The organism is Fontimonas sp. FW305-C-3, from assembly GCF_058783185.1.
The window spans coordinates 960,608-982,152 of the sequence record NZ_JBYSYK010000002.1; the positions used below are offsets into that span (position 1 = coordinate 960,608).

Consider the following 21,545-nt stretch of genomic DNA (forward strand, 5'->3'; position numbering starts at 1 on the left):
CTTGACGGTGATCGTCCAGCTGCCATCGATCGTCGCCGGTGCCGCCGCGGGCTGTGCGGCAGGCGCCGGCGCGGCGGCAGGCTTCGCAGCAGCGGCAGGTCGCTTGCCGACGTAGGCCGGCATCGTCTCCCAGCCGCGCACGGTCGAGGTCGGCGACAGCGTCGCACGCTCCAGGTCCACATCCCACTCGGGGAAGCGCTTGAGCACTTCCTCCAGCGCGATGCGCCCTTCGAGGCGCGCGAGCACCGCGCCGACGCAGGCGTGGATCCCGTAGCCAAACGCCAGATGCGGGCGCTTGTCGCGATGGATGTTGAACGTGTCGCCGTTCTCGAAGCGGCGGTCGTCGCGGTTCGCCGAGCCGCTCAGGAACATCATGACGTTGCCGGCGGCAATCTTCCTGCCGTGCAGCTCGACATCGCGATTGATATAGCGCGCGACATGCGGCGCCGGCGGCTCGAAGCGCAGGATCTCCTCGATCGTCTGCGGGATCAGTCCCTTGTCGGCAACGATCTGGCGGCGCTGGTCGGGATGCTCGGCGAGCACCTTGCCGGTCCAGCCGATCAGGCGGTTAGTCGTCTCGTTGCCGGCACCGGCCAGCACGTTGACCAGCGTCAGCACCTCGTCGCGCGTCGCGCGGCGCATCGAGCCGGTCTCGTCCTTGAACTCGGTCGTCAGCAGCTCGGTGATGACGTCGTCGGACGGATGCTTGATGCGCCAGTCGATGTATTCCTCGAAACCGTCGCCGTAGTTGCCGGTGTGTTCCATCGGCTTGCCGGCCTCGGTGCGCATCGTCGCGTCGACGCGCTGACGCACCGTCTCGTGATCCGCTTCCGGAATGCCGAGCAGCATGCCGATGACGCGCATCGGCATCTTGGCGCCGAGATCGGCGATGAAATCGAAACTGCTGCTGCCCACCAGCGGATCGAGGCAGGCCACGCAGTACTCGCGCACCTTGTCTTCCAGAGACACCATGCGCTTGGGGGTGAACAGCCGCTGCAGCAGGCCGCGGTGCGCGGTGTGGATCGGCGGATCCTCGAAGATCAGCACGCCCGGCGGAAACTCCGCATTCGCCTTGATGATCTCGACGATCGCGCCGCGGCCGGAGATGAAGGTCTCCTTGTCGGCCAGGCCCTTCTCGACATCGGCGAAGCGGCTGACCGCGTAGAAGTCGTGTTCTTCGTTGTAGTACAGCGGCGCTTCTTCGCGCAGACGGCGGAACACCGGATAGGGATTGGCCGTGATCTCGACCTTGTACGGGTCGTAATAGACCGGGCTGGTGGCTGTGCTCATCGGCTTCCCTGAGTGTTCCAAATTGATGTCATGACAATGACAGTAATTAGCAGGCCGGTCAAGGCAAGCGGTGCCTCGGCAATGGCATGCACATCAGTAGAAAACGCTGACGCGGCAACGCGCATTGCTGGCGCAGACAACTTGCATTTCTGCATCCGGCAAGCACAGCGCGGTCGCACGCAATTTGATTAACATGCCGCGATGTCACCGCAAGAATTCAGCGACCTCCACGCCGGCCTGAGCCGCCTGCGCGCGCTGGATTTCGCCGGCGGCGCCGCACTCGCCACCCTCGTGCAGACCCGCGGTCCGGTCTTCCGTCGCGCCGGGGCACGCATGCTGGTCTGCGCCGACGGCACCATCGTCCGCGGCCTGTCGGCCGGTTGCCCTGAGGCAGACATCATCGAGCGCTCGCGCGCGGTCATCGCAGACGGCGAAGCGCGCCTGCTGCGCTACGACCGCGAGCACGGCTACGACGTCATGCTCGAACTCGGCTGCGGCGGCGAAATGGAAATCCTGCTCGCACCGCTGCAGCACGCGGACGACCTGCGCTTCGCCGATGCGGTTGCGCAGGTCTTGAAGCAACGCGCGGACGGCCTGCTGTTCACCGTCTTCGCGCAGGGCGACCACTGCATGCAGCGGCCGCGGCACCTGGTCTGGTCGCGCGATGTCCTGCTCGACGAGCTCGACAATCCGCAGCTCAGCGCCAGCCTGCTGTCGCAGTATCAGAGCGCGGCGGCCCTGCCGCCGGTGCACCTGCAGGAACTCGCCACGTCCGGCGGCCTGCTGCGCATTCTGATCGAGCGCCTGCGACCGCCGCTGCGGCTCGCATTGATCGGCGTCAATACAACGACGCTGGCACTGACCCGCCTCGGCCACAGCATGGGCTGGCAGGTCTGCATCGTCGATCATCGCGAGGACACGCCGGCACCGATGCTCGCCGACGACGTCCTGTTCCTGCGTACGACGCCGACGCAGCTCACGCAGCGCGTCGAACTCGACGAACGCACCGCCGTCGTCGTCATGACGCACAACCTCGAACGCGACATCGACTACCTGCACGCGCTGGCGCCAAGATCCCTCGCCTACCTCGGCGCCCTGGGCTCGCGCGTCCGCGCCGCGAAGATGCACGCCGCCGTCAGCATGACCCGCGTGCCGCTGCACGCCCCCGCAGGCCTCGACATCGGCTCCGAAACTCCCGAAGAAATTGCACTCGCGATCGCCGCCGAGATCCAGGCCGCCGTCAACGGCCACAGCGGCGGCCATCTCAGCAACGGCGACGGACCGATCCATTGAGCGGGATCTGCATCGTGCTGCTTGCGGCGGGAAACTCCAGCCGATATGGCAGTGCGAAGTTGCTCGAGGAGTTTGGCGGGCAGACCTTGATCCGCAGGATCAGCGAAGCGGCGCTGGCAACCGGCAGTCGCGTATTCGTCGTCACCGGCGCCTACGCCGAACGCATCGATGCCGAACTGGCCGGGCTTGATATCACGCTGCTGCACAACGCCGATTGGAATGAAGGCATGGGAACGTCCATTGCCAAGGCATTCAGGCAGCTGCAGTCCCTCGCCGATCCATGCGTTGCGGCGATCGTCTGCCCGACGGATCTGCCCTTGATCGGCACCGCTCAGCTGCAGCGCCTGATCGACGCCCATCATCGGCGTCCAGGCCGGATCATCGCTTCCGCGTGGGGCGAAACGCTGGGGGCGCCGTGCCTTTTTCCGGGGCCGCACTTCAATGAGCTGGCACGGCTGCGCGGTCCGCAAGGCGCGAAGGCGTTGCTGGCAAGACATCAGAACGCCGTCGAATGCGTCGAGATACCCGAGGCTGCCGCCGACATCGATACGAAGGAAGACTACATGCGACTGAAGAACCAACCCTGGAGCAGGCAATGACTGCACGAACCGGACGCTGCCTCTGCGGCCAGGTCAGCTACACGCTGAGCGCCGAGCCGGTCGTGTCGAGAATCTGCTGGTGCCGCGACTGCCAGCACCTGTCCTCCAACGGCACGGTGAACGCGATCTTTCCGACCGAGACCATCGAGATTTCCGGCAGCACGAGCGAGTACACGAGCGCCGCGGACAGCGGCAACCGGATCACTCGCCGCTTCTGCCCTCGGTGCGGCAGCCATCTGTTCGCGGACTCGAGCGGCCGGCCCGGCCTGACCGTGGTCCGGATCGGCACGCTCGATGAGCCGTCGTCGATCAAGCCGACGGCCAACATCTGGAGCGGCAGCGCGCCGGACTGGGCCTGTCTCGATGCCGCACTGGAAAGGTCCGAACGCCAACCGCCGCCGCTGCAGCCGCCAAAGAACCCGGCCTGATCGCTCCGCGTGGCTTGAATTCGCGGATGGGCGCCCCACCTGCTGGGGATACCCCCGCCAATCCAGGAATCCGCATGTCCAAGCTGCACAGCCCGGTCACCCTCGGCAGTCTCGCCCTGCCCAACCGCATCCTGATGGCGCCGCTGACCCGTACGCGCGCGGGCATGTCGCATGTTCCCAACGACCTGATGGTCGAGTATTACAGTCAGCGTGCCGGCGCGGGCCTGATCTTCACCGAATGCACGATGGTGGCGGCCGACGCCAGCGCCTTCATCGGCGAAGGCGGCATCTTCAACGAGCAGACGCAGACCGGCTGGAAGCGCGTGACCGACGCGGTGCATGCCAAGGGTGGGCGCATCGCGATGCAGATCTGGCATCCGGGCCGCGCCGCGCATTCGGCGAACAACGGCGGCGTGCAGTCCATCAGCTCCAGCACGCGGGAGATCCGCAACGAAGAGATCCACACGATCAAGGGCAAGCTGCCGTATGAGGCGCCGCGTGCACTGCGCACGGACGAGATCCCCGGCATCGTCGAACAGTTCCGCCAGGCCGCGATCCGCGCCGATGCGGCCGGCTTCGACGCAATCCAGATCCACGGCGCGCACGGCTATCTGATCGACCAGTTCCTGCGCGACTACCCGAACGACCGTACCGATGCCTACGGCGGCAGCATCGAGAACCGCGCACGCCTGCTGCTGGAGATCGTCGACGCGGTGATCAGCGTCGTCGGCGCCGATCGCGTCGGCGTGCGCATCTCGCCGCTGGTGCCGTTCAACGACATGAGCGATTCCGATCCCGCCGCGCTGGTGAAGTACGTCGCGCAGCAGCTCGATCAGCGCAAGGTCGGCCATTTCGAGATGCGTCACGACCAGCACGACCGCCCGGCGGAAATCGAGCTGGCGAAGATCGCCCGCGAGCATTACCGCGGCACCCTGCTGCTCAACGGCGGCTTCACCCGCGAGTCCGGCGAAGCGGCAGTCGCCAGCGGCCTGGGCGATGCGATCGTCTACGGCAAGGCCTTCCTCGCCAATCCGGATCTGGTTCAGCGCTTCGAGAAGGCCGCGCCGCTGAACGACGTGGATTTCACGACGCTCTACACGCCGGGTGCGAAGGGCTATACGGACTATCCGGCCTTGGCTTGATTCTCTAGGGAGCTTCCATCCGCCGGGCTTGCAGTGAAGTAGCCCGGGTGAAACCCGGGACGCCGGCGGATGGATACCCCGGGTTTCACCCGGGCTACGCTGGATGCCTTCTCAAGCTTCTTCAGCGATGCGCTTCGCCGCAAAATCGCGCAGCTCCACCGACTTGACCTTGCCGTTGCCGGTCACCGCCATCTCGTCCTCGGCGAGGAACAGCACGCGGCGCGGGACCTTGAAGCTGGCGAGCTTCTCCTTGAGGAAGGCGCGGATCGCGGCCTCGTCCAACTGCACGCCTTCATGCGGGACAACGCAGGCCACGGCCATTTCGCCGAGCGTGTCGTGCGGGATACCGACCGTCTGTCCACGCCGCACGCCGGGATATAGCGCGAGCACGGCGTCGATCTCCAGCGGCGAGATGTTGGCGCCGCCGGTCTTGATGATCTCGGTCAGGCGGCCTTCCCAATACAGGCGGCCGATGTCGTCGACATAGCCGCCGTCGCCGGTGCGGTAATAGCCCTCGTCATCGAAGCAGTCTTCGACCGCCTTTCCGATGTAGCCGAGCATCAGCGTCGGCCCCTTGATGCAGATCTCGCCGCGCTCGCCACGCGGTACGACCGCGCCGCTGAGCGGGTCGATGACCTTGAGGATGTTGCCGGCCAGCGGCACGCCGGCGCTGCCGGCGTATTGCTCCGGCGTGGTGTCGGCGTCGTAGGACGTGCAGATCGTCATCGTCTCGGTCGTGCCGAAGGACATCGGCAGACGCCAGTCGGTCTTCACGGTCGGATGCGTCTGCATCAGCGCGGCGTTGGTGATGTAGCGCAGGCTGCTCAGGTCACTGCTCGCCCAGTTCGGCGCTTCCTGCAGGCGCGCCCACTGGTGCGGCCGGCCGGACAGGAACGACACGCGCTCGTCCTGCATCAGCTTGAGCGCCTGCTCCGGCTCGAAGTAAGGCTGCAGCACGTTGGAACCGCCGGTCGACAGCGCGACGCCAACCACCATCGTGACGTTGCCCGACCAGAAGAAGCCGTTGCCGGTCCAGCTGCGCACCGCGCCCTGCACGCTCATGACGCGCGGCCAACGCCACCACTGGATCGCAAACGCGCGCTGCGTGTGCAGGATGCCCTTCGGCAAGCTCGTCGTGCCGGACGAGAAGAACAGTCCGCCGGCATCGGACGGCGCGACCGTGGCGGCGCGCGCGTCGACGATCGCATCGGGCACTTCCTTGCCCTTCGCCAGGAAGGCTTGCCAGGATTCGAAACTCTTCGCCCGCAGATCGCCGGCGACGGCAGGGCCGGTGACCGGCTCCAGGCGCACGATGCGATTGAGGAACGGAAACTTTTCCGACTGCAGCTGACCCGGCGCGGCGCTGTCGATCTTCGGCTCGATCTCGGCAAGCACGGCGCCGAAATCCTTCTTCAGCACGCGGCCGTCGAACAACAGCACCGAGATGCCGGACGCGCCGATCAGATACTCAAGCTCTGCCGCGGTCGAAAAGGTGCTGATGCCGACCGACACGCCACCAGCGAGGCCGGTGCCGAACAGCGCCGACAGATACTCGGGCCGGTTCGTCATCATGATGCCGACCCGCGTGTCCTTGCCGACGCCGCAGGCGATCAGCGCCTTGGCGACTTCGACGGACTTCTGCCACAGCGTGTTGTAAGACCAGCGTTCGACACCGGCGGGGCCGTACATGACCAACGCTTCGGCGTCGCCGTAGCGCGACGTGACCTCACGCAGATACGCCGGAATCGTCAGCGGGCCGTGGCCCGCTTCGTCCTGCAGCGGAATGCCGTGGACGATCGACAGCGGCGGCGAGGAGGCCATCGGCTCAGACCGGCAACTGCACGTCGGCGGTGCCGGTCAGAATCGTCTCGCCGGTCTGCGTCGTCATCTTGACCTTGACGATCGCGATCGGGCAGCCGTAAGCGCTGTTCTCGATCTTCTCGACAACTTCGCCGTCGATGAAGGTGATGTCGCCTTCGAAGGCCGGGCTGCGGAACTGCGTCTTCGAGTGCCAGATGAAGCCCTGGTGGCCGGCCCAGTACGACACATAGTCGACGTGCCAGGCGTTCATCGACGCGCCGTAGCCGTACATGCCGCCCATGCCGATGTTGGAAGCTTTTTCCAGATTCAAGTGCCCGCTCGACGGGCCGTAGTACAGACCATCGCCCTGACGCGGATCGATGCGGCGCGCGTCGTGGTCGTAGGTCATGTCCTTGGCGAAGCCGGCGTCTTCCTTGGCCGGATCGTAGACGCCTTCCGGCACGTTCCAGCGCCAGGTGCCCCAGATGTTCTGGCGGAACGCGCGGTACTCGGTGACGAAGGTCGTGATCGTGTGCGGGCCGACGACGCGGCGCGGCAGCTTGTCGCCAACCTTGACGTCCTTGAAGTTCGGCGTCTTGCCTTCGCGGTTCGACAGGATCCAGTCGTAGCGGATCTTGTGGATCTCCGCGAGTTCCTGCTTGTCCCAGCGCTTCGGGTTGGCCTTTTCCTTGCCGTAGACCTTGCGCTTGTTGGCTTCCTCGACTAGATAGCGGATCGCCGTCGCGCGTTCGCGCGCAACCAGCACGCCATCCTGGTTGCGATGCTCGGTGTCGCCGCGGGTGAACACGGTCGGGCCGGCGAAGCTGGTGTCCTTGACGTCGTAGCCGTCGAAGCGGCGCGACTGGAACAGCTTGTCGCCCGGACGGATCGGTGCGCCGAAGAACCACCATTCCTCGCCGCCGAAGATCAGGTGCGAACCCGGGATCTTGCCGAGACAGGCCGGATGACAGCCGTGACCGTAGTCCATCGCCACCGCGAAGGACTGCGGCGCGATCAGACCGCCGAATGGCGACTTGCGCGCGAACTCGGGATCCCAGTGGATCGGATTCGGATAGTCCATCGCCATGACCCAGCGCTGGATATCGGTTTCGTTGCAGGGGTGCCACAGCTCCGCAAAGATGACCGGCTTGCCGACCCAGCGATCGACGTCGCTCATGTCGAGCTGTGCGGTGGCTTCCTTTTGCTGTTCGGCGGACATCGGCTACCCCTGCATATGCAATGACTGAAACCCGCCGTCATTCCCGCGGAAGCGGGAATGACGGCTTCGTGAAGCGTTCTCTATTTGTTGACGTTGACCAGAATGCGCCCACGCACCTTGCCGGCGATCAGATCGGCTGCGGCGGCAACACTGTCGGCGAGGCTGACTTCCTTGGCGATGACATCGAGCACGGCCGGATCGAGATCGCGGGCGAGACGGTTCCAGGCGGTCAGGCGACGCGCCTTGGGCGCCATCACGCTGTCGATGCCGAACAGCGTCACACCGCGCAGGATGAACGGCGCGACCGACGCCGGGAAATCCATGCCGCCGGCGAGGCCGCAGGCTGCGACGGCGCCGCCGTAACGGGTCTGCGCGCAGGCATTGGCGAGCGTGTGGCTGCCGACGGCGTCGACGACGCCAGCCCAGCGTTCCTTCTGCAGCGGCTTGCCGGCAGCGGCGAGCTCATTGCGGTCAATGACCGAAGCGGCACCGAGCTTGGTCAGGTATTCGGACTCCGACGCCTTGCCGGTCGCCGCGACGACCTTGAAGCCAGCTTTCGAAAGCAGCGCAATCGCGACGCTGCCGACGCCGCCGGTCGAACCGGTGACGAGCACTTCGCCCTGCTCCGGCTTCACGCCGTGCGCAATCAGCGCTTCGACGCAGAGGCTCGCCGTGTAACCGGCAGTGCCGATCGCCATCGCCTGGCGGGCATTGAAGGCCTTCGGCAGCGCGACCAGCCAGTCGCCCTTCAGACGCGCCTTCTGCGCGAGACCGCCCCAATGCGATTCGCCGACGCCCCAGCCGTTGAGCACGACCTTGTCGCCGACCTTCCAGTCCGCATGCGAGCTGGCGCTGACCGTGCCCGCCAGATCGATGCCCGGCACCATCGGGAACTTGCGCACGACCGGCGACTTGCCGGTGATCGCCAGACCTTCCTTGTAGTTCAGCGTCGAATACTCGACATCGACGGTGACATCGCCTTCCGGCAGCTGTGCCTCGTCGAGCTGGGTCAGCTCCACGGTCTGGCCGGCATCGGTCTTGTTGATCAGGATTGCGTTGAACATAGCCTGTGACATGGGGTCGTTTCCTTCTGTGCTGTGGATTCTAGGTTTGGGTGGGGTGCATATCCCGGCATCTACTGCGCGCCGGTCTACATTTCATGCAGTGTGCGTCAGCGGCGGCGGCCGGTGAACTCGAGGATCGCCGGCGCCAGCGCCGGCCAGTTGACGAACAGCCCCTGCCCTTGGTGCTGCGCCAGCAGGCGCTGGTTCCATTCGTTGTCGGGCCAGGGCGGATCGACGATCTCGGAATGCGGGATCAGCTCGTGCACCCACTCGCTGGTGCGGCGCGTATGGCTGAGATCGCTGCGGCCGCTGCGAAAGATCAGCGCCGGCATGCGCAGCTTCGCGAAGTCCTCGGGCGTCATGCCCGGCACCGGCGAGTGCGCCGACGGCGCATAGGCCAGCGCCCAGCGCTGCAGGGTCTCGATATAGCGCTGTGCGTCCTGCGCCAGCAGGATCTCGCGATTGCGCGGATTGCGGCGCAACTGATCCGCCCAGCACGGCGCCGTCGCGACGGCTTCCATGCCACCGATGCTCGCCGTCATCGCCGGCTCGCCGCAGTAGTGCGCCGCCAGCTGCGCCAGACTGATCGGGCCGCCGCTGATCCACCACAGCACCAGCTGGGAGATCGCCGACGGATCGTGCGCCGCCGCGATCAGCGACACGCGTGAGCCGGCCGAGCCGGCCACCAGCGCCGTCGGACCCAGGTTCAATGCGTGAATCAGCGCGATCAGCGTATGCGCGTGCAGCTCGGATTCGCTGGCGCCGTCGAAGCTGAGGTCCGAAGCACCGCAGTTGGGACGATCCCACAACAACACGCGGCGCCCGCCGGCAGCCAGCGCCTCGGCAAGTTCGCGCAGACCCGGCGTATCCATCGCGAAACGTCCGCCAGGGGTCAGCGCGATCGACGGCGCACCAGGATGACCGAGCAGTTCGTACTTGATGCCGATGCCATTGATCGCGATGCGTGCCATGGCGGTCCCTAGATCGCGCCACTCAGGAAGCGGTCGGCGATGTCGAGTTCATAGCTGCCGCCGGGCTGACCCAGTTGCTCGTTAAGCAAGGCACGTTTCAGGAACAGATGGCAGGCATGCTCGGAAGTCATGCCAATGCCGCCGTGCAACTGCAGAGCCTCCTCGGCCACTTGCGCATACACCGCACAGGCATGCAGCTTGGCGATCCTTGCCATGCCGGCGGCTTCGCCATCGTCGCCGTTGTCATCAAGGCGATCGAGCTTGTCCTGTAACAACGCCTGCGCGCTGACGGTCAGCATCTTCAGGTCGGCGCAGCGGTGCTTCAGCGCCTGGAACAGCGCGAGCGGGCGGCCGAACTGGCGGCGGGTCTGCAGATAATCGACCGTCATTGCCAGCAGCGCCTCGGCGCCGCCGACGGCATCGGCGGCGAGCGCAAAGTCGCGCTGCATCGCGATGCGGCGGGTCAGCGCTTGCGCGGCCTCGCCTTCGGCGAGCAGCAACGCGCCATCGAGGCTCACGCCGTCGAAGCGCAGGTCGAACAGGCGGCGCGTCGCATCCCAGGTCGGCCGTGCGATCCGCTCGATGCCGACCTGCGCCAGCGGCACCAGTGCGACGAGCGCGGCGTCCTTGACGGTGACGAGCACATGGTCGGCGCGGTCCGCAGATGCGACCGCCGTCAGCGTGCCGCTGAGCTTGCGCGCCTGCAGATCGAGCGCAGCGCCCGCGAGCGAAGCGCTCGCGCACTCGGTCGTCGTCAGCCGCTCGATCCATTGGTCAAGATCGGCAGCCGCCGACTGGCAGACCGCATCCAGCGCGAGCAATGCACCGCTGTAGAGGCCCGGCGCGAGGCTGCGGCCCAGTTCCGCGTGGAACGCGCAAGCACCGGCCAGCCCCTGCCCCAGGCCGCCATGCTCCTCCGGCACGGCCACCAGCAGCCAGCCGAGTTCGACGATCTGCGGCCAGGCCTTGTTCTCGTCGGCCGCGATGCCGAGACCGTCGAGCGCGTCGCGCGCCGAATCGCGCAGTTCTTCGAGCGCGCTCATTTCGGCAGCTGCCAGGTCTTCGGTTCGCGCGGCATGCCGAGCATGCGCTCGGCGATGATGTTGCGCTGGATCTCGTCGCTGCCGCCGGCAATCGACCAGTTGTAGGAATTCATGAAGTCGACCGCCCAGTTGCCGGTTTCCTGACTGCCGCCGCGCGCGAAATCCGCGTGGTACTGGCCTTCGAGGCCGCTGATGCGCAGGCCCAGCTTGGTGAACTCGCGCAGCGTGCGCGCATAGGCCAGCTTGACGATCGACGCGTCGCCCGCCGCTTCGTCGCCGGAGATGCGCTTGAGCAGGTAACGGTCCGCCAGCGCGCAGGCGGCATCGACCTTCGCAATCAGCGCGCCGAGCGCTCGCCGCTGCGCCGGGTCATCGGCAACGCCGCGCTCGCGCATGATTTGCGCGACGCGCACCAGCGAATAGCGCATGCGCTGCGTCAGCTCGACCAGCGTCAGGCCGCGCTCGGAAGCGAGCGTCGCCTGCGCAACCGCCCAGCCGCTGCCGTCCTCGCCGACGCGATCCTCGACCGGCACTTCGACATCGTCGAAGAAGATCTCGGCGAACTCGTCGTCGCCGGTGATCTGCGCAATCGGCCGTACCGACACGCCCTTGGTCTTCATGTCGAGCAGCAGGTAGGTCAGCCCGCCCTGCGGCGGCTCCGACTTGCCGGTGCGGACCAGCAGCAGGCAGCGGTCGGCGTACTGCGCCATCGTCGACCAGGTCTTCTGGCCGTTGATGACATAGCGGTCGCCGCGCAGTTCCGCGCGCGTGCGCAGCGAGGCGAGGTCGGAACCGGCATTCGGCTCGGAGAAGCCCTGGCACCATATCTCGCCCTTGAGGATGCCCGGCAGGTATTTGTCCTGCTGCGCCTGCGTTCCGCATTCGATCAAGGTGCAGGCGGCGTGATACAGCGCGACGAAGTACAGGATCAGCCGCGGCGCATCGGCGCGCGCGACTTCTTCATAGATGACTTTCTGTTCGGCGAGGCTGCGGCCACCGCCGGGCCAGCCTTGCGGCCAGTGCGGCGTTGCGTAGCCTGCGGCCACCAGCTTGAAGAACCAGTCGCGCTGCGCCGCGACGAAGGCATCCTGGCCGGTGCCGGTCATCGCCGCGCGCCAGCCGGGGGGAATGTTCTGCTTGAGCCAGGCGCGAACTTCGGCGCGCAGTGCTTCCGGATCAACACTGTTGTTCATTCAGCGACTTTACACTAGTCGGCTGGATGGTTGAAACGGACGCTGGAAAAGAGACCAGACGTAGCCCGGACGAAGTCCGGGGGCCGCGACCGTTGAAGATCGCGGAATCCCCACGACGAACCACTGCGAATGGCGGGATGCTCCCGCCCAAACTGGGCTGCGGCTTGAGACTGCGAAACCCGGACTTCGTCCAGGCTACCTCTGCTGCGACAACGCACCCCTCGCCCGCGCGCGGCGAGGGAGTTTGAAAGTCAGGGAACCAGAACCTCAATCCACTCCTCGACCGCGCGGACTTCGTAGGTCGCAATCGGCAGCTTCGCCGGCAGATTCAAGGCCGCGCCCGTCGCCAGATCGAAGCGTGCGCCGTGCGTCGGACAGGCGATCCAGCCGTTGCCCATGCGGCCGCGTTCCAGCGGCTTTTCGTTGTGCGAGCAGATGTTGGAAACCGCGAACAGCTTGTCGCTCTGCTTGCAGACCAGCACGCACTTGCCGTTGACGTCGACGACCTTCTTCGTGCCGTCTGGCAGGTCGGCCAGCTTCAGGACCCTTGAAAACCCGGAGGCTTGTGCAGCGGCTTCGGTGCTCACGTCAGTTTCATGTGTTGGGCTTGACGTACTTGTCGACTGCGCGCTCGAAATGGCGCACGCGGATTTCCTGGTAGTTGCCCAGGGTCAGGCCCGGCTTGGCGCTCGCTTCCAGACCTTCCTGCTGCAGGACCAGGTTGTCGGTGTCCTGGTCGAGGATCGCGCCGAAGCCCGGATCCATGCCGGCGGCTTCGCAGAACGACTGGTCGTCGCGCAGGTGGATCGGCTCGGCTGGCATCGGCCGCTTGCCGTCGATCGGCACCGGGCGCAGGAACAGCACTTCGTAGATGCACTTGCGGTGGTCGCGCGGGTCCGGGCGGAAGCGGTAGACCATCGGCAGCGAGATACCGGGGAACAGGAAGACGTTCGGGAACACCGTGTACGAGAAGCAGTCGAGCAGTTCCGAATCGGAGACTTTGGAAAGGTCCGTGTTCGTTGCCTGCTCGAACATGCCGCGGAACATCTCGGCCATCACGCCGCGCGCGCTGCCGCCGTCCTTCAAGGTGAACTTGGTCTCGCCGAGCGCGCTGCTGTCGCCGAGCGTGAACTGGTTGAGCACGTCCTGCTCGCTGATCTTGCCGTACAGATGCGGGCTGACGACGCCGAGCGGCGAGATGAAGCGGTTGACGTGCTCGCCGTAGACGTCGTATTGCGTGTTGGCATCGCCGTTCGACGGCGCGACCTGCGGGTGCGTCTCGATGACGTGATAGGCCTCGAGGAAGGCGTCGATCGCCAGCTTCCAGTTGCACGGCAGGCGCTTCGACACGTGCAGGTAAACGTAGCGGTTCTCGAGCTTCCAGGCGTCGATGTGCGACTTGGCGACCGGGCCGAGATACTCGGCGAGCGACGGCGCGTTGAGATCCATGTTGATGAACACGAAGCCGCCGAGCCGCTCGACCTTGGCCTGCGGCAGCGTCAGTTTCTTGAAGTCGACGTGCGGGAAGTCCCAGGGGCACAGGGTTTCCTTGTGCGTGCCGTCGATGTTCCAGGTCCAGCCGTGGAAGCTGCACTTGAACTCGTCGGCATTGCCCTCGGTGCCCGACGCGCGCAGCTTCGTGCCGCGGTGCAGGCAGGCGTTGTAGTACGCGCGGATGTCGTTGTCGCCGACGCGAGTGATGATGAACGAGTACGGCCCGACGTCGTAGACGTGGTAGTCGCCGACCGCCGGGATGTGCTCCTCGCGGCAGGCGAACTGCCAGGTGCGGTTCCACAACCGGTCGATTTCCTTCTTCGCATACGCCGCCTCGACGTAACGATCCTTGGAAATGTCTTCGTCGCCGAGGAACTGGTAGGACTCCGAACGCACCCAGGACGGCGCGCCGACCTTGTCGGCCGCGATGATGTCCTGCGTGCTCGGCGCGCCCGGGCAACGGGCGCCGCCCTTGTTCAGATCGGCCAGCTTGATCGTGTCGCTCATCGTGATACTCCTGCGTATGCCTTAAGCCGCGACGCGATGCTGGATCGCGGCGCTTTCGTTCTTGTGGAGCTGGCCGTCCTTCATGATGACGACGAGGCGCTCGGCCTTGAGCATCACCGAAAGATCCTGCAGCGGATCGCCGTCGACGAGCAGCAGGTCGGCCAGATGGCCGGCGGCGATCTCGCCCTGCTTCTCGCTGCTGCCGTAGGTCATCAGCAGACCGCCGTTCTGCGTCGCGCAGCGCAGCGCCTCGCTGGGCGTGTAGCCGTAGTAGTCGACGAAGAACTGCAGGTCGCGTGCGTTGGTGCCCTGGCGGCTCCACTCGAAACCGTAGTCACCGCCGATCAGGTGCTTGATGCCGCGCTTGCGCAGCGCGGTGTGGGTCTTCACCGATTCTTCGAGCAGACCCGGAATGCCCATGTAGCCGCCGATCTCTTTCGTGAGGCCAATACCGGCCGCCTCGTTGTTGTTGATCGTGTGGAACAGGCTGACCGTCGGCACGACGAAGACGCGGTCCTTGGCTTCCTCGAACATGTCCAGGGTCTTCTCGTCGGAATATTCGACGTGGAACAGCACGTCGACCCCCGCCTTCAGGCAGGCCTGCGTGCCGCCGACCGAGCGCGTATGCGCATTGACCTTGCGGCCGTAGGCATGCGCGGTCTCGACCGCCATCAGGATTTCGTCGTAGGCCATCGGCGTCGTGTGCGCCGGCGTGCTCGGATAGAACGGATCGCCGGAGACGTCGAGCTTGATGTTGTCGCAGCCTTCGCGGCAGCACATGCGTACGGCCTTGCGCATCTCTTCGGGGCCGTCGACGATGATCGACGGACCCACACGGGGATTATGTTCGCGGCTCTCGTCGCCCATCGCACCGGTGACGGAAATCTCCAGCGAGCCGGCGCGGATGCGCGGCCCCGGCAACAGGCCGGCATTGACCGCATCGCGCACCGCGACGCCGAGCCGCAGCTTGGCTTCCGACGCGCCCCAGGCGCTGGTGAAGCCGTGGTCGAGCAGCACCTTGGCGACGCGCGCGGTCAGCAGCGTATGCGCCTCCGGCGACGGCGTGATCAGGTCTTCGGTCGCCTTGACGGTCTCGAACGACAGGTGCGCGTGGCCTTCGGTCATGCCCGGCATCAGGAACATGCCCTTGGCGTCGATGACCTGGGCGCCGGCGGCCGGGATCTGCCCGCGGCCCTTTGCCACCGCCGCAATCCGGTTGCCCTCGACCAGCACGTCGCCTTCGAACGGCGCCGCACCGCTGGCGTCCCAGACCCTCGCACCCACGAATAGCGTCTTGCTCATGCGGACCGCGCTCCTCTTGCTCTGATACCACCGGCTTTTGCGGATCGATTATCGCCCCCGCCCCTGCCGCCTCGAATGACCGGAGACGCAGACAAACTTGCCTGCTGCGGCCAGCGTCCTCTGCGTATGGACGGCGCCTCGCTAGACTCGATTTGCTCCTCGAACGACGACCAATCCCGGAGCCCAGAACCCAGCACGGAGCGAGGCGCAGATGATCAGGGGAATTCACCACGTGGCGGTCCATGTCCACGACCTCGACCGCATGATCAAGTTCTACAGGGACGCCTTCGGTTTCGAAGTCGTCGGCGAGCCGTTCGGCTGGGACGGCAACGACTTCATCGACCGCATCGTCGACGTGCCGAACTCGGCCGCGCGCGGCGCGATGCTGCGCTGCGGCACCTGCTATCTGGAAATGTTCGAGTACAGCCGCCCGACCGGCGACAAGAAGGCCCGCAACGCGACCGACAAGGGCTATACGCACTTCTGCGTCGACGTCACCGAGATCGAGCAGGAATACACGCGGCTCAAGGCACTGGGCATGACGTTCGGCCAGCCGGGCCCGATCGACGTCGGCCACGTGAAGACGATCTACGGCCGCGATCCGGAAGGCAACCTGATCGAGATCCAGCAGACGATCGAGGGCAAGTGCGATTTTCCGCTGTCGGGTTTGAAGCGGGAACCGACGCGGCCGTGAGTGGCACTGGAACCGTCGCCGAAACCCCAAACTCCGTTCGTGTCGAGTGCCGCGCGCCAGCGCGGTGTATCGAGACACCAGCACAAGGCTCAGACCAGCACCCTTCGTTACGGCATCTCGATACACCCGCTACGCGGGCACTCGATGCGAACGGTCGTTTTTTTCGCTCCAGGCACGCATGACCAAATCCGTCACCACGCTCGACGACAAATACATCCAGTCGGGCGGGCGCGTCTTCCTGTCGTCCAACCAGGCGCTCGTGCGCCTGCCGCTCGACCAGGCGCGGCGCGACCGCGCTGCTGGCCTGAAGACCGCCGGCTACATCTCCGGCTACCGCGGCTCACCGCTCGGCGTCTATGACTCGGCATTGTGGGGCGCGCAGAAGCTGCTCGATGCGCACGACGTGCGCTTCGTGCCCGGCCTCAACGAAGAACTCGCGGTCAGCGCGATCCGCGGCACGCAGCAGCTCGCCTGGTACGGCAAATCCGAGTTCCACGGCATCTACGGTCTCTGGTACGGCAAGGGCATCGGCGTCGATCGCGCCTGCGAATCGCTGAAGCTCGCGAACCTCGAAGGCACCTCGGCGAACGGCGGCTTTCTCGCCGTCGCCGGCGACGATCACGGCGGCAAGTCCTCCGACAGCGCGCACCAGTCCGAGCACACGCTGATCGCCGCGATGCTGCCGATGCTGTACCCGGCGACGATCGGCGAGATCATCGAATACGGCCTCATCGGCTGGGCGATGTCGCGCTACAGCGGCGCCTACGTCGGCCTCAAGTGCATCACCGACACGCTCGACCTGACGGCGACGATCGAGCTGCCCGATCCGCATCGTCCCTTCATCCTGCCGCCGGACGTCACGCTGCCGCCGAACGGCCTGAACCTGCGGCAGAACCTGCCGCCGCTGGTCGAGGAAGACACGCTGGTCAATCAGCGCCTGCCGGCGGCAACCGCGTTCGCGCGCGCCAACGGCATCGACCGCGTCGTCATCGACGCGCCGCAGCGCAATCTCGCGATCGTCAGCGCCGGCAAGGCCTATCTTGATCTGCGCCAGGCGCTGTCCGATCTGGGCCTGAGCGAAGCACGCTGTCGAGAACTCGGCATCCGCGTCTACAAGCCGGCGCTGATCTGGCCGATGGACCGCGAACGCCTGGTCGACTTCGCGCGCGGCAGCAAGGCGCTGTTCGTCGTCGAGGAAAAGCGCCCAGTGATGGAAGACCAGATCGCGCGCCATCTGTATTCGCTCGGCAGCGACGCGCGCCCCGCCCTCGCCGGCAAGCACGATCTCAATGGCGCGCCGCTGCTGTCGGCAACCGGCGAGCTGTCCGCACCGCAGCTGCGCAAGGCGATCCTGCGCCTGCTCGAACAGCTCGGCCTTGGCGATGCGGCCGCGCAGGCTCACGCCGAGCGTTACGCCCAGCTCGAGGGCCGCGCGCTGCAGTCCGGCAGCGGCACGAACCGCCCCGCATTTTTCTGCTCCGGCTGCCCGCACAACACGAGCACGAAGATTCCGGACGGCGCACTCGCACTCGGCGGTATCGGTTGCCACGGCCTCGCGGCGGTCGTCATGGACCGCAACACGATGCAGTTCGTACCGATGGGTCATGAAGGCTCGCCGTGGCTCTCGGTCAGCCAGTTCGTCGACCGCCCGCACGTGTTCCAGAACATGGGCGACGGCACCTACTCGCACTCCGGCGTGCTCGCGATCCGCGCCGCTGTCGCGTCGAAGGCAAACATCACCTACAAGGTCCTGTACAACGACGCCGTCGCGATGACCGGCGGCCAGCCGGTCGAGCAGCAGATCACGCCGGTCGACATGGTCAAGCAGCTGCTGTCCGAGGGTGTGCGGCCGGTGCGGTTGGTGTCCGACAACCCCGAGCAGTACAACGGCATCGCGCTGCCGGCGAACGTCAGCGTGCATCACCGCGATGAGCTTGATGCCATCCAGCGCGAGCTGCAGCAGCTCAAGGGCGTGACCGGCATCGTCTATGAACAGACCTGCGCCGCCGAGAAGCGCCGCCGCCGCAAGCGCGGCCTGATGGCCGATCCGGATCAGCGCGTCTACATCAACCCGGCGGTCTGCGAAGGCTGCGGCGATTGCTCGGTGCAGTCGAACTGCATGAGCGTGCTGCCGCTGGAAACCGAGTTCGGCCGCAAGCGCAAGATCGACCAGTCGACCTGCAACAAGGACTACAGCTGCGCCAAGGGCTTCTGCCCGTCGTTCGTCACCGTCAGCGGCGCGAAGATCGCGGTGCGCTCCAGCGGCGATCCGCAGCGCCTGCAGCAGCTGATTTCCGCGCTGCCATCGCCCGCGATCGCGGCACTCGACGAGCGCGGCTACAGCATTCTCGTCGGCGGCATTGGGGGTACGGGTGTGCTGACGATCGGCGCGCTGCTCGGCATGGCCGCGCATCTCGATCGCAAGGGCTGCTCGGTGCTCGACATGACCGGCATGGCGCAGAAGGGCGGCGCCGTCACCAGCCACATCCGCATCGGCCCCGACCCGGCCGGCATCTACAGCTCGCGCCTCACCGAAGGCATGAGCGACGTGCTGATCGGCTGCGACCTGGTCGTCGCGTCCGGCCAAGCGGTGCTGAAGACCGTGATGCCGGGCCATACCGTCGCGGTGCTGAATTCCGACGTCGCGCCGACCGGCGATTTCCAGAGCAACAAGCACCTCGATCTGAATGCGAGCCGCCTGCGCAACGCCGTCGTCCAGGCGCTCGGTGACGCGCCGCTGCATGAACTCGATGCGACGCGGCTCGCGACCGAGCTGACCGGCGACAGCATCGCGACGAACGTCCTGATGCTCGGCTATGCCGCGCAGAAAGGTTTGCTGCCGGTCGCCGTCGCATCGATCGAGGAGGCGATCCGCCTCAACGGCACCTTCGTCGACGGCAACCTGCGCACCTTCGCACTCGGCCGTCTCGCCGCGCATGCGCCGGAAGCACTGGCGCGCGAACTCGGCGGTGAAACCGTGCAGACGCCGCTCGCGACCGTCGACGACGTGCTCACCAGCCGCATGCGCCTGCTTGGCAGCTACCAGAGCGCCGCGTATGCCGAAGGCTACCGGCGGTACATCGACGGCCTGCGCCAGCGCGTCGCCGGCCGCGCGCTGAAGGACGGCGAGCGCTTCGTCCGCGAAGTCGCGCTGAGCCTCGCCCGGCTGATGGCGTACAAGGACGAGTACGAGGTTGCACGCCTGTACAGCGATCCGGCATTCACCGCGGGCCTGCGTTCGCAGTTCAGCGGCGACTTCAAGATCCAGTTCAACCTCGCGCCGCCGATGCTGCCGGGCAAGGATGCGTCGGGGCGGCCGCGCAAACGCCGGTTCGGCGCCTGGATGCTGACCGCTTTCCGTTTGCTCGCACCGTTCAAGTTCCTGCGCGGCACCGTATTCGACCCTTTCGGCTACTTTGCCGAGCGGCGCATGGAACGTCGCCTGATCGGTGAGTATCGGACGCTTATCGATGGCCTGGTCGAGCGGCTCGACGATGCGCGGCTCGTCACCGCGATCGAGATCGCGCGCGCAGCCGGCGAGATCGGCGGCTATGGGCCGGTCAAGGATGCGGCGGTTGCGAAGTATCGCGAGCGGCTGAAGGGGCTGCTCGACACTTTCGAGAAAGGCGAGGTGCAGCCGCGGGCACGCGCTGCCTGACGGGAGCCTTGCGCAGGCCCTTCGACAGGCTCAGGGCGAACGGATGTTTGTGGATTCCGTTCGTGGTGAGCCCGTCGAACCATGAACGGAATCCCCGCACTGCCATCGCCGATCAACAACGGGCACAATCCATCCCCTCTGATTTCAACCAGGACCCCGCTGCAATGAAACTGAAGACCCGCATTACCGAACTGCTCGGCATCGAACGTCCCATCGTCCAGGGCGGCATGATGTGGGTCGGCCGTGCCGAACTCGCGGCGGCGGTCTCGAATGCCGGTGGCCTCGGCATCATCACCGCACTCACTCAGCCTTCACCCGACGCGCTGCGCGCCGAGATCGCGCGCTGCCACGCGATGACCGACAAGCCTTTCGGCGTCAACCTGACGATCCTGCCGTCGGTCAATCCGCCGCCGTATGCGGAGTACCGCAAGGCGATCATCGACAGCGGCATCAAGATCGTCGAGACCGCCGGCCACAATCCGCGCGAGCACGTCGAGGACTTCAAGGCCAACGGCATCATCGTCGTCCACAAGTGCACGGCGGTGCGGCATGCGCTGTCAGCCGAGCGCATGGGCGTCGACGCGATCTCGATCGACGGCTTCGAATGCGCCGGCCACCCGGGCGAAGACGACATCCCCGGCCTGATCCTGATTCCGGCCGCGGCGAACAAGGTCAAGATCCCGATGCTCGCATCCGGCGGCTTCGGCGACGGCCGCGGCCTCGTCGCCGCGCTGAGCCTGGGTGCCGACGGCATCAACATGGGCACGCGTTTCTGCGCAACCGTCGAAGCGCCGATCCACGACAAGGTCAAGCAACTGATGGTCGACAGCGACGAGCGCGCGACCAACCTGATCTTCCGCTCGCTGAAGAACACCGGCCGCGTCGGCAAGAACAGCGTGTCCGACAAGGTCGTCGAGATCCTCAAGCAGCCGGGCGCGAAGTTCGACGACATCGCCCATCTGGTCAAGGGCGCGCAGGGCCGCGTCGCGCTCGAGACCGGCGACATCGACGCCGGCCTGATCTGGGCCGGTCAGGTGCAGGGTCTGATCCACGATGTGCCGACGGTCGCCGAGCTGATGGACCGCATCATGCGCGAGGCCAGCGAAGTCATTGAGCAGCGCCTGAAGGGGTTTGTTGCTGCCGCTTGAGCCACGCCCTCGGGAGATGGGGCTACGAAGCGTCGCGTAGCTCCAGCTCCTGAATCCTCTTCTCGAGCGCTTCTATCTTCGCGTCGCGCGCTGCCAGCGCCGCCCTCACCTCGTCCGCCTCGAAGCGCTGCGGGATGTGCTGCGGGCAGTTCGAGTCCCAGGCGGCGACGTCGAAGACGATGACCTGCAGGCCACGCGCCCGGTAGCCGTCCGGCATCAGCTGCTTCAGCAATGCCTCGTCGTTCTCGACGATCCGCGCCGTGCCCCAGATCTTGATCCGGCGCCGGTGCTCGTAGTCGATCAGGAACAGCTGCGCCTTCGGATTTTCCGAGAGATTGCCGGTGGAGATGTACTGGCGGTTGCCGACAAAGTCGGCGAATCCGAGCGTATGCGGGTCGAGCACGCGCAGGAAACCCGGCGGCCCGCCGCGATGCTGGATGTAGGGCTGGCCGTCGGCGCTCGCCGTGGCCAGGAAGAAGCTGCGCTGCTCGCCGATGAAGCGCTGCAGGTCCGGCGTGATCCGCGTTTCCCAGGAGCCGTCCTGCTCCATCTGCGAATAGGCGGAGCGCGAACCGCGGCGCTGCTGCACAGCCTTGACCGCCGGGGTGAACGCGATATCGCTCGAATACTCGAAATCCATGGCGCTGGCTCCGCAAGGTTCGACGAGAGGCGGCCATCTTCGCCGATTGCCGGATCCGCC

The 21,545-nt window shown here is 66.1% G+C and carries 17 protein-coding genes and 1 pseudogene; 7 read left to right on the forward strand and 11 right to left on the reverse strand.

Going from position 1 to position 21,545, the window contains the following annotated elements; all coding sequences use genetic code 11:
* Positions 1–108 precede the first annotated feature (108 nt).
* Positions 109–1,290: pseudogene (locus AC3WUF_RS10780) on the reverse strand (cytochrome P450); the annotation flags it as partial.
* 201 nt (positions 1,291–1,491) lie between these two features.
* On the opposite strand from AC3WUF_RS10780, the gene AC3WUF_RS10785 reads away from it, so the two are divergent.
* The 4 genes from AC3WUF_RS10785 to AC3WUF_RS10800 all read left to right on the forward strand — a co-directional run bounded on the left by AC3WUF_RS10785 (position 1,492) and on the right by AC3WUF_RS10800 (position 4,752).
* A complete protein-coding gene (locus tag AC3WUF_RS10785) occupies positions 1,492–2,583 on the forward strand; it encodes an XdhC family protein (protein ID WP_492425311.1) in 1,092 nt (363 codons plus the stop codon).
* Between the two features lie 14 nt (positions 2,584–2,597).
* Positions 2,598–3,182: a nucleotidyltransferase family protein gene (locus AC3WUF_RS10790; protein ID WP_492425313.1), complete on the forward strand. Its 585-nt coding sequence runs from the start codon at positions 2,598–2,600 to the stop codon at positions 3,180–3,182.
* Entirely contained in the window at positions 3,179–3,610 is a 432-nt protein-coding gene (locus AC3WUF_RS10795; RefSeq protein ID WP_492425315.1) for a GFA family protein, read from the forward strand. The genes AC3WUF_RS10790 and AC3WUF_RS10795 overlap by 4 nt, the downstream gene beginning before the upstream one ends.
* Positions 3,611–3,684: 74 nt before the next feature.
* Positions 3,685–4,752, forward strand: coding sequence for an alkene reductase (locus tag AC3WUF_RS10800; protein ID WP_492425317.1), 1,068 nt, complete (start codon positions 3,685–3,687; stop codon positions 4,750–4,752).
* A 111-nt stretch (positions 4,753–4,863) separates the two neighbouring features.
* On the opposite strand, the gene AC3WUF_RS10805 is transcribed toward AC3WUF_RS10800, so the two are convergent.
* From AC3WUF_RS10805 to AC3WUF_RS10845, 9 genes are all read right to left on the reverse strand, one after another.
* On the reverse strand, positions 4,864–6,573 hold the full coding sequence (locus AC3WUF_RS10805) for a class I adenylate-forming enzyme family protein (RefSeq protein WP_492425319.1): 1,710 nt from the start codon (positions 6,571–6,573) through the stop codon (positions 4,864–4,866).
* Positions 6,574–6,577: 4 nt separating this feature from the next.
* Positions 6,578–7,771 carry an FAS1-like dehydratase domain-containing protein gene (locus AC3WUF_RS10810; protein ID WP_492425321.1) on the reverse strand — a complete coding sequence of 398 codons (1,194 nt, stop codon included), beginning with the start codon at positions 7,769–7,771 and terminating at the stop codon, positions 6,578–6,580.
* 80 nt (positions 7,772–7,851) lie between these two features.
* On the reverse strand, positions 7,852–8,835 hold the full coding sequence (acuI, locus tag AC3WUF_RS10815) for an acrylyl-CoA reductase (NADPH) (protein ID WP_492425621.1): 984 nt from the start codon (positions 8,833–8,835) through the stop codon (positions 7,852–7,854).
* A gap of 107 nt (positions 8,836–8,942) precedes the next feature.
* Positions 8,943–9,806 (reverse strand): alpha/beta fold hydrolase, encoded by an 864-nt coding sequence (locus AC3WUF_RS10820; RefSeq protein WP_492425323.1) that lies wholly within the window; start codon positions 9,804–9,806, stop codon positions 8,943–8,945.
* Positions 9,807–9,814: 8 nt separating this feature from the next.
* Positions 9,815–10,849: an acyl-CoA dehydrogenase family protein gene (locus tag AC3WUF_RS10825; protein WP_492425325.1), complete on the reverse strand. Its 1,035-nt coding sequence runs from the start codon at positions 10,847–10,849 to the stop codon at positions 9,815–9,817.
* Positions 10,846–12,042, reverse strand: coding sequence for an acyl-CoA dehydrogenase family protein (locus AC3WUF_RS10830; RefSeq protein WP_492425327.1), 1,197 nt, complete (start codon positions 12,040–12,042; stop codon positions 10,846–10,848). Before AC3WUF_RS10830 ends, AC3WUF_RS10825 begins: the two co-directional genes overlap by 4 nt.
* A 251-nt stretch (positions 12,043–12,293) precedes the next feature.
* Positions 12,294–12,629 (reverse strand): Rieske (2Fe-2S) protein, encoded by a 336-nt coding sequence (locus AC3WUF_RS10835; protein ID WP_492425329.1) that lies wholly within the window; start codon positions 12,627–12,629, stop codon positions 12,294–12,296.
* A 7-nt stretch (positions 12,630–12,636) separates the two neighbouring features.
* Positions 12,637–14,043, reverse strand: coding sequence for an aromatic ring-hydroxylating oxygenase subunit alpha (locus AC3WUF_RS10840; protein ID WP_492425331.1), 1,407 nt, complete (start codon positions 14,041–14,043; stop codon positions 12,637–12,639).
* A 21-nt stretch (positions 14,044–14,064) separates the two neighbouring features.
* On the reverse strand, positions 14,065–15,345 hold the full coding sequence (locus AC3WUF_RS10845) for an amidohydrolase family protein (protein WP_492425333.1): 1,281 nt from the start codon (positions 15,343–15,345) through the stop codon (positions 14,065–14,067).
* Between the two features lie 211 nt (positions 15,346–15,556).
* Here AC3WUF_RS10845 and AC3WUF_RS10850 point away from each other — a divergent pair, with 211 nt between their 5' ends.
* The 3 genes from AC3WUF_RS10850 (at position 15,557) to AC3WUF_RS10860 (ending at position 20,845) form a co-directional block, all read left to right on the forward strand.
* Entirely contained in the window at positions 15,557–16,039 is a 483-nt protein-coding gene (locus AC3WUF_RS10850) for a VOC family protein (protein ID WP_492425335.1), read from the forward strand.
* Positions 16,040–16,217: 178 nt separating this feature from the next.
* Positions 16,218–19,697, forward strand: a complete 3,480-nt coding sequence (locus tag AC3WUF_RS10855) for an indolepyruvate ferredoxin oxidoreductase family protein (protein WP_492425337.1) — start codon at positions 16,218–16,220, stop codon at positions 19,695–19,697.
* Between the two features lie 164 nt (positions 19,698–19,861).
* Entirely contained in the window at positions 19,862–20,845 is a 984-nt protein-coding gene (locus tag AC3WUF_RS10860; RefSeq protein ID WP_492425339.1) for an NAD(P)H-dependent flavin oxidoreductase, read from the forward strand.
* A 22-nt stretch (positions 20,846–20,867) separates the two neighbouring features.
* On the opposite strand, the gene AC3WUF_RS10865 is transcribed toward AC3WUF_RS10860, so the two are convergent.
* Complete coding sequence (locus AC3WUF_RS10865) at positions 20,868–21,485, reverse strand: pyridoxamine 5'-phosphate oxidase family protein (RefSeq protein ID WP_492425341.1); 618 nt, start codon at positions 21,483–21,485, stop codon at positions 20,868–20,870.
* Between the last annotated feature and the right edge of the window lie 60 nt (positions 21,486–21,545).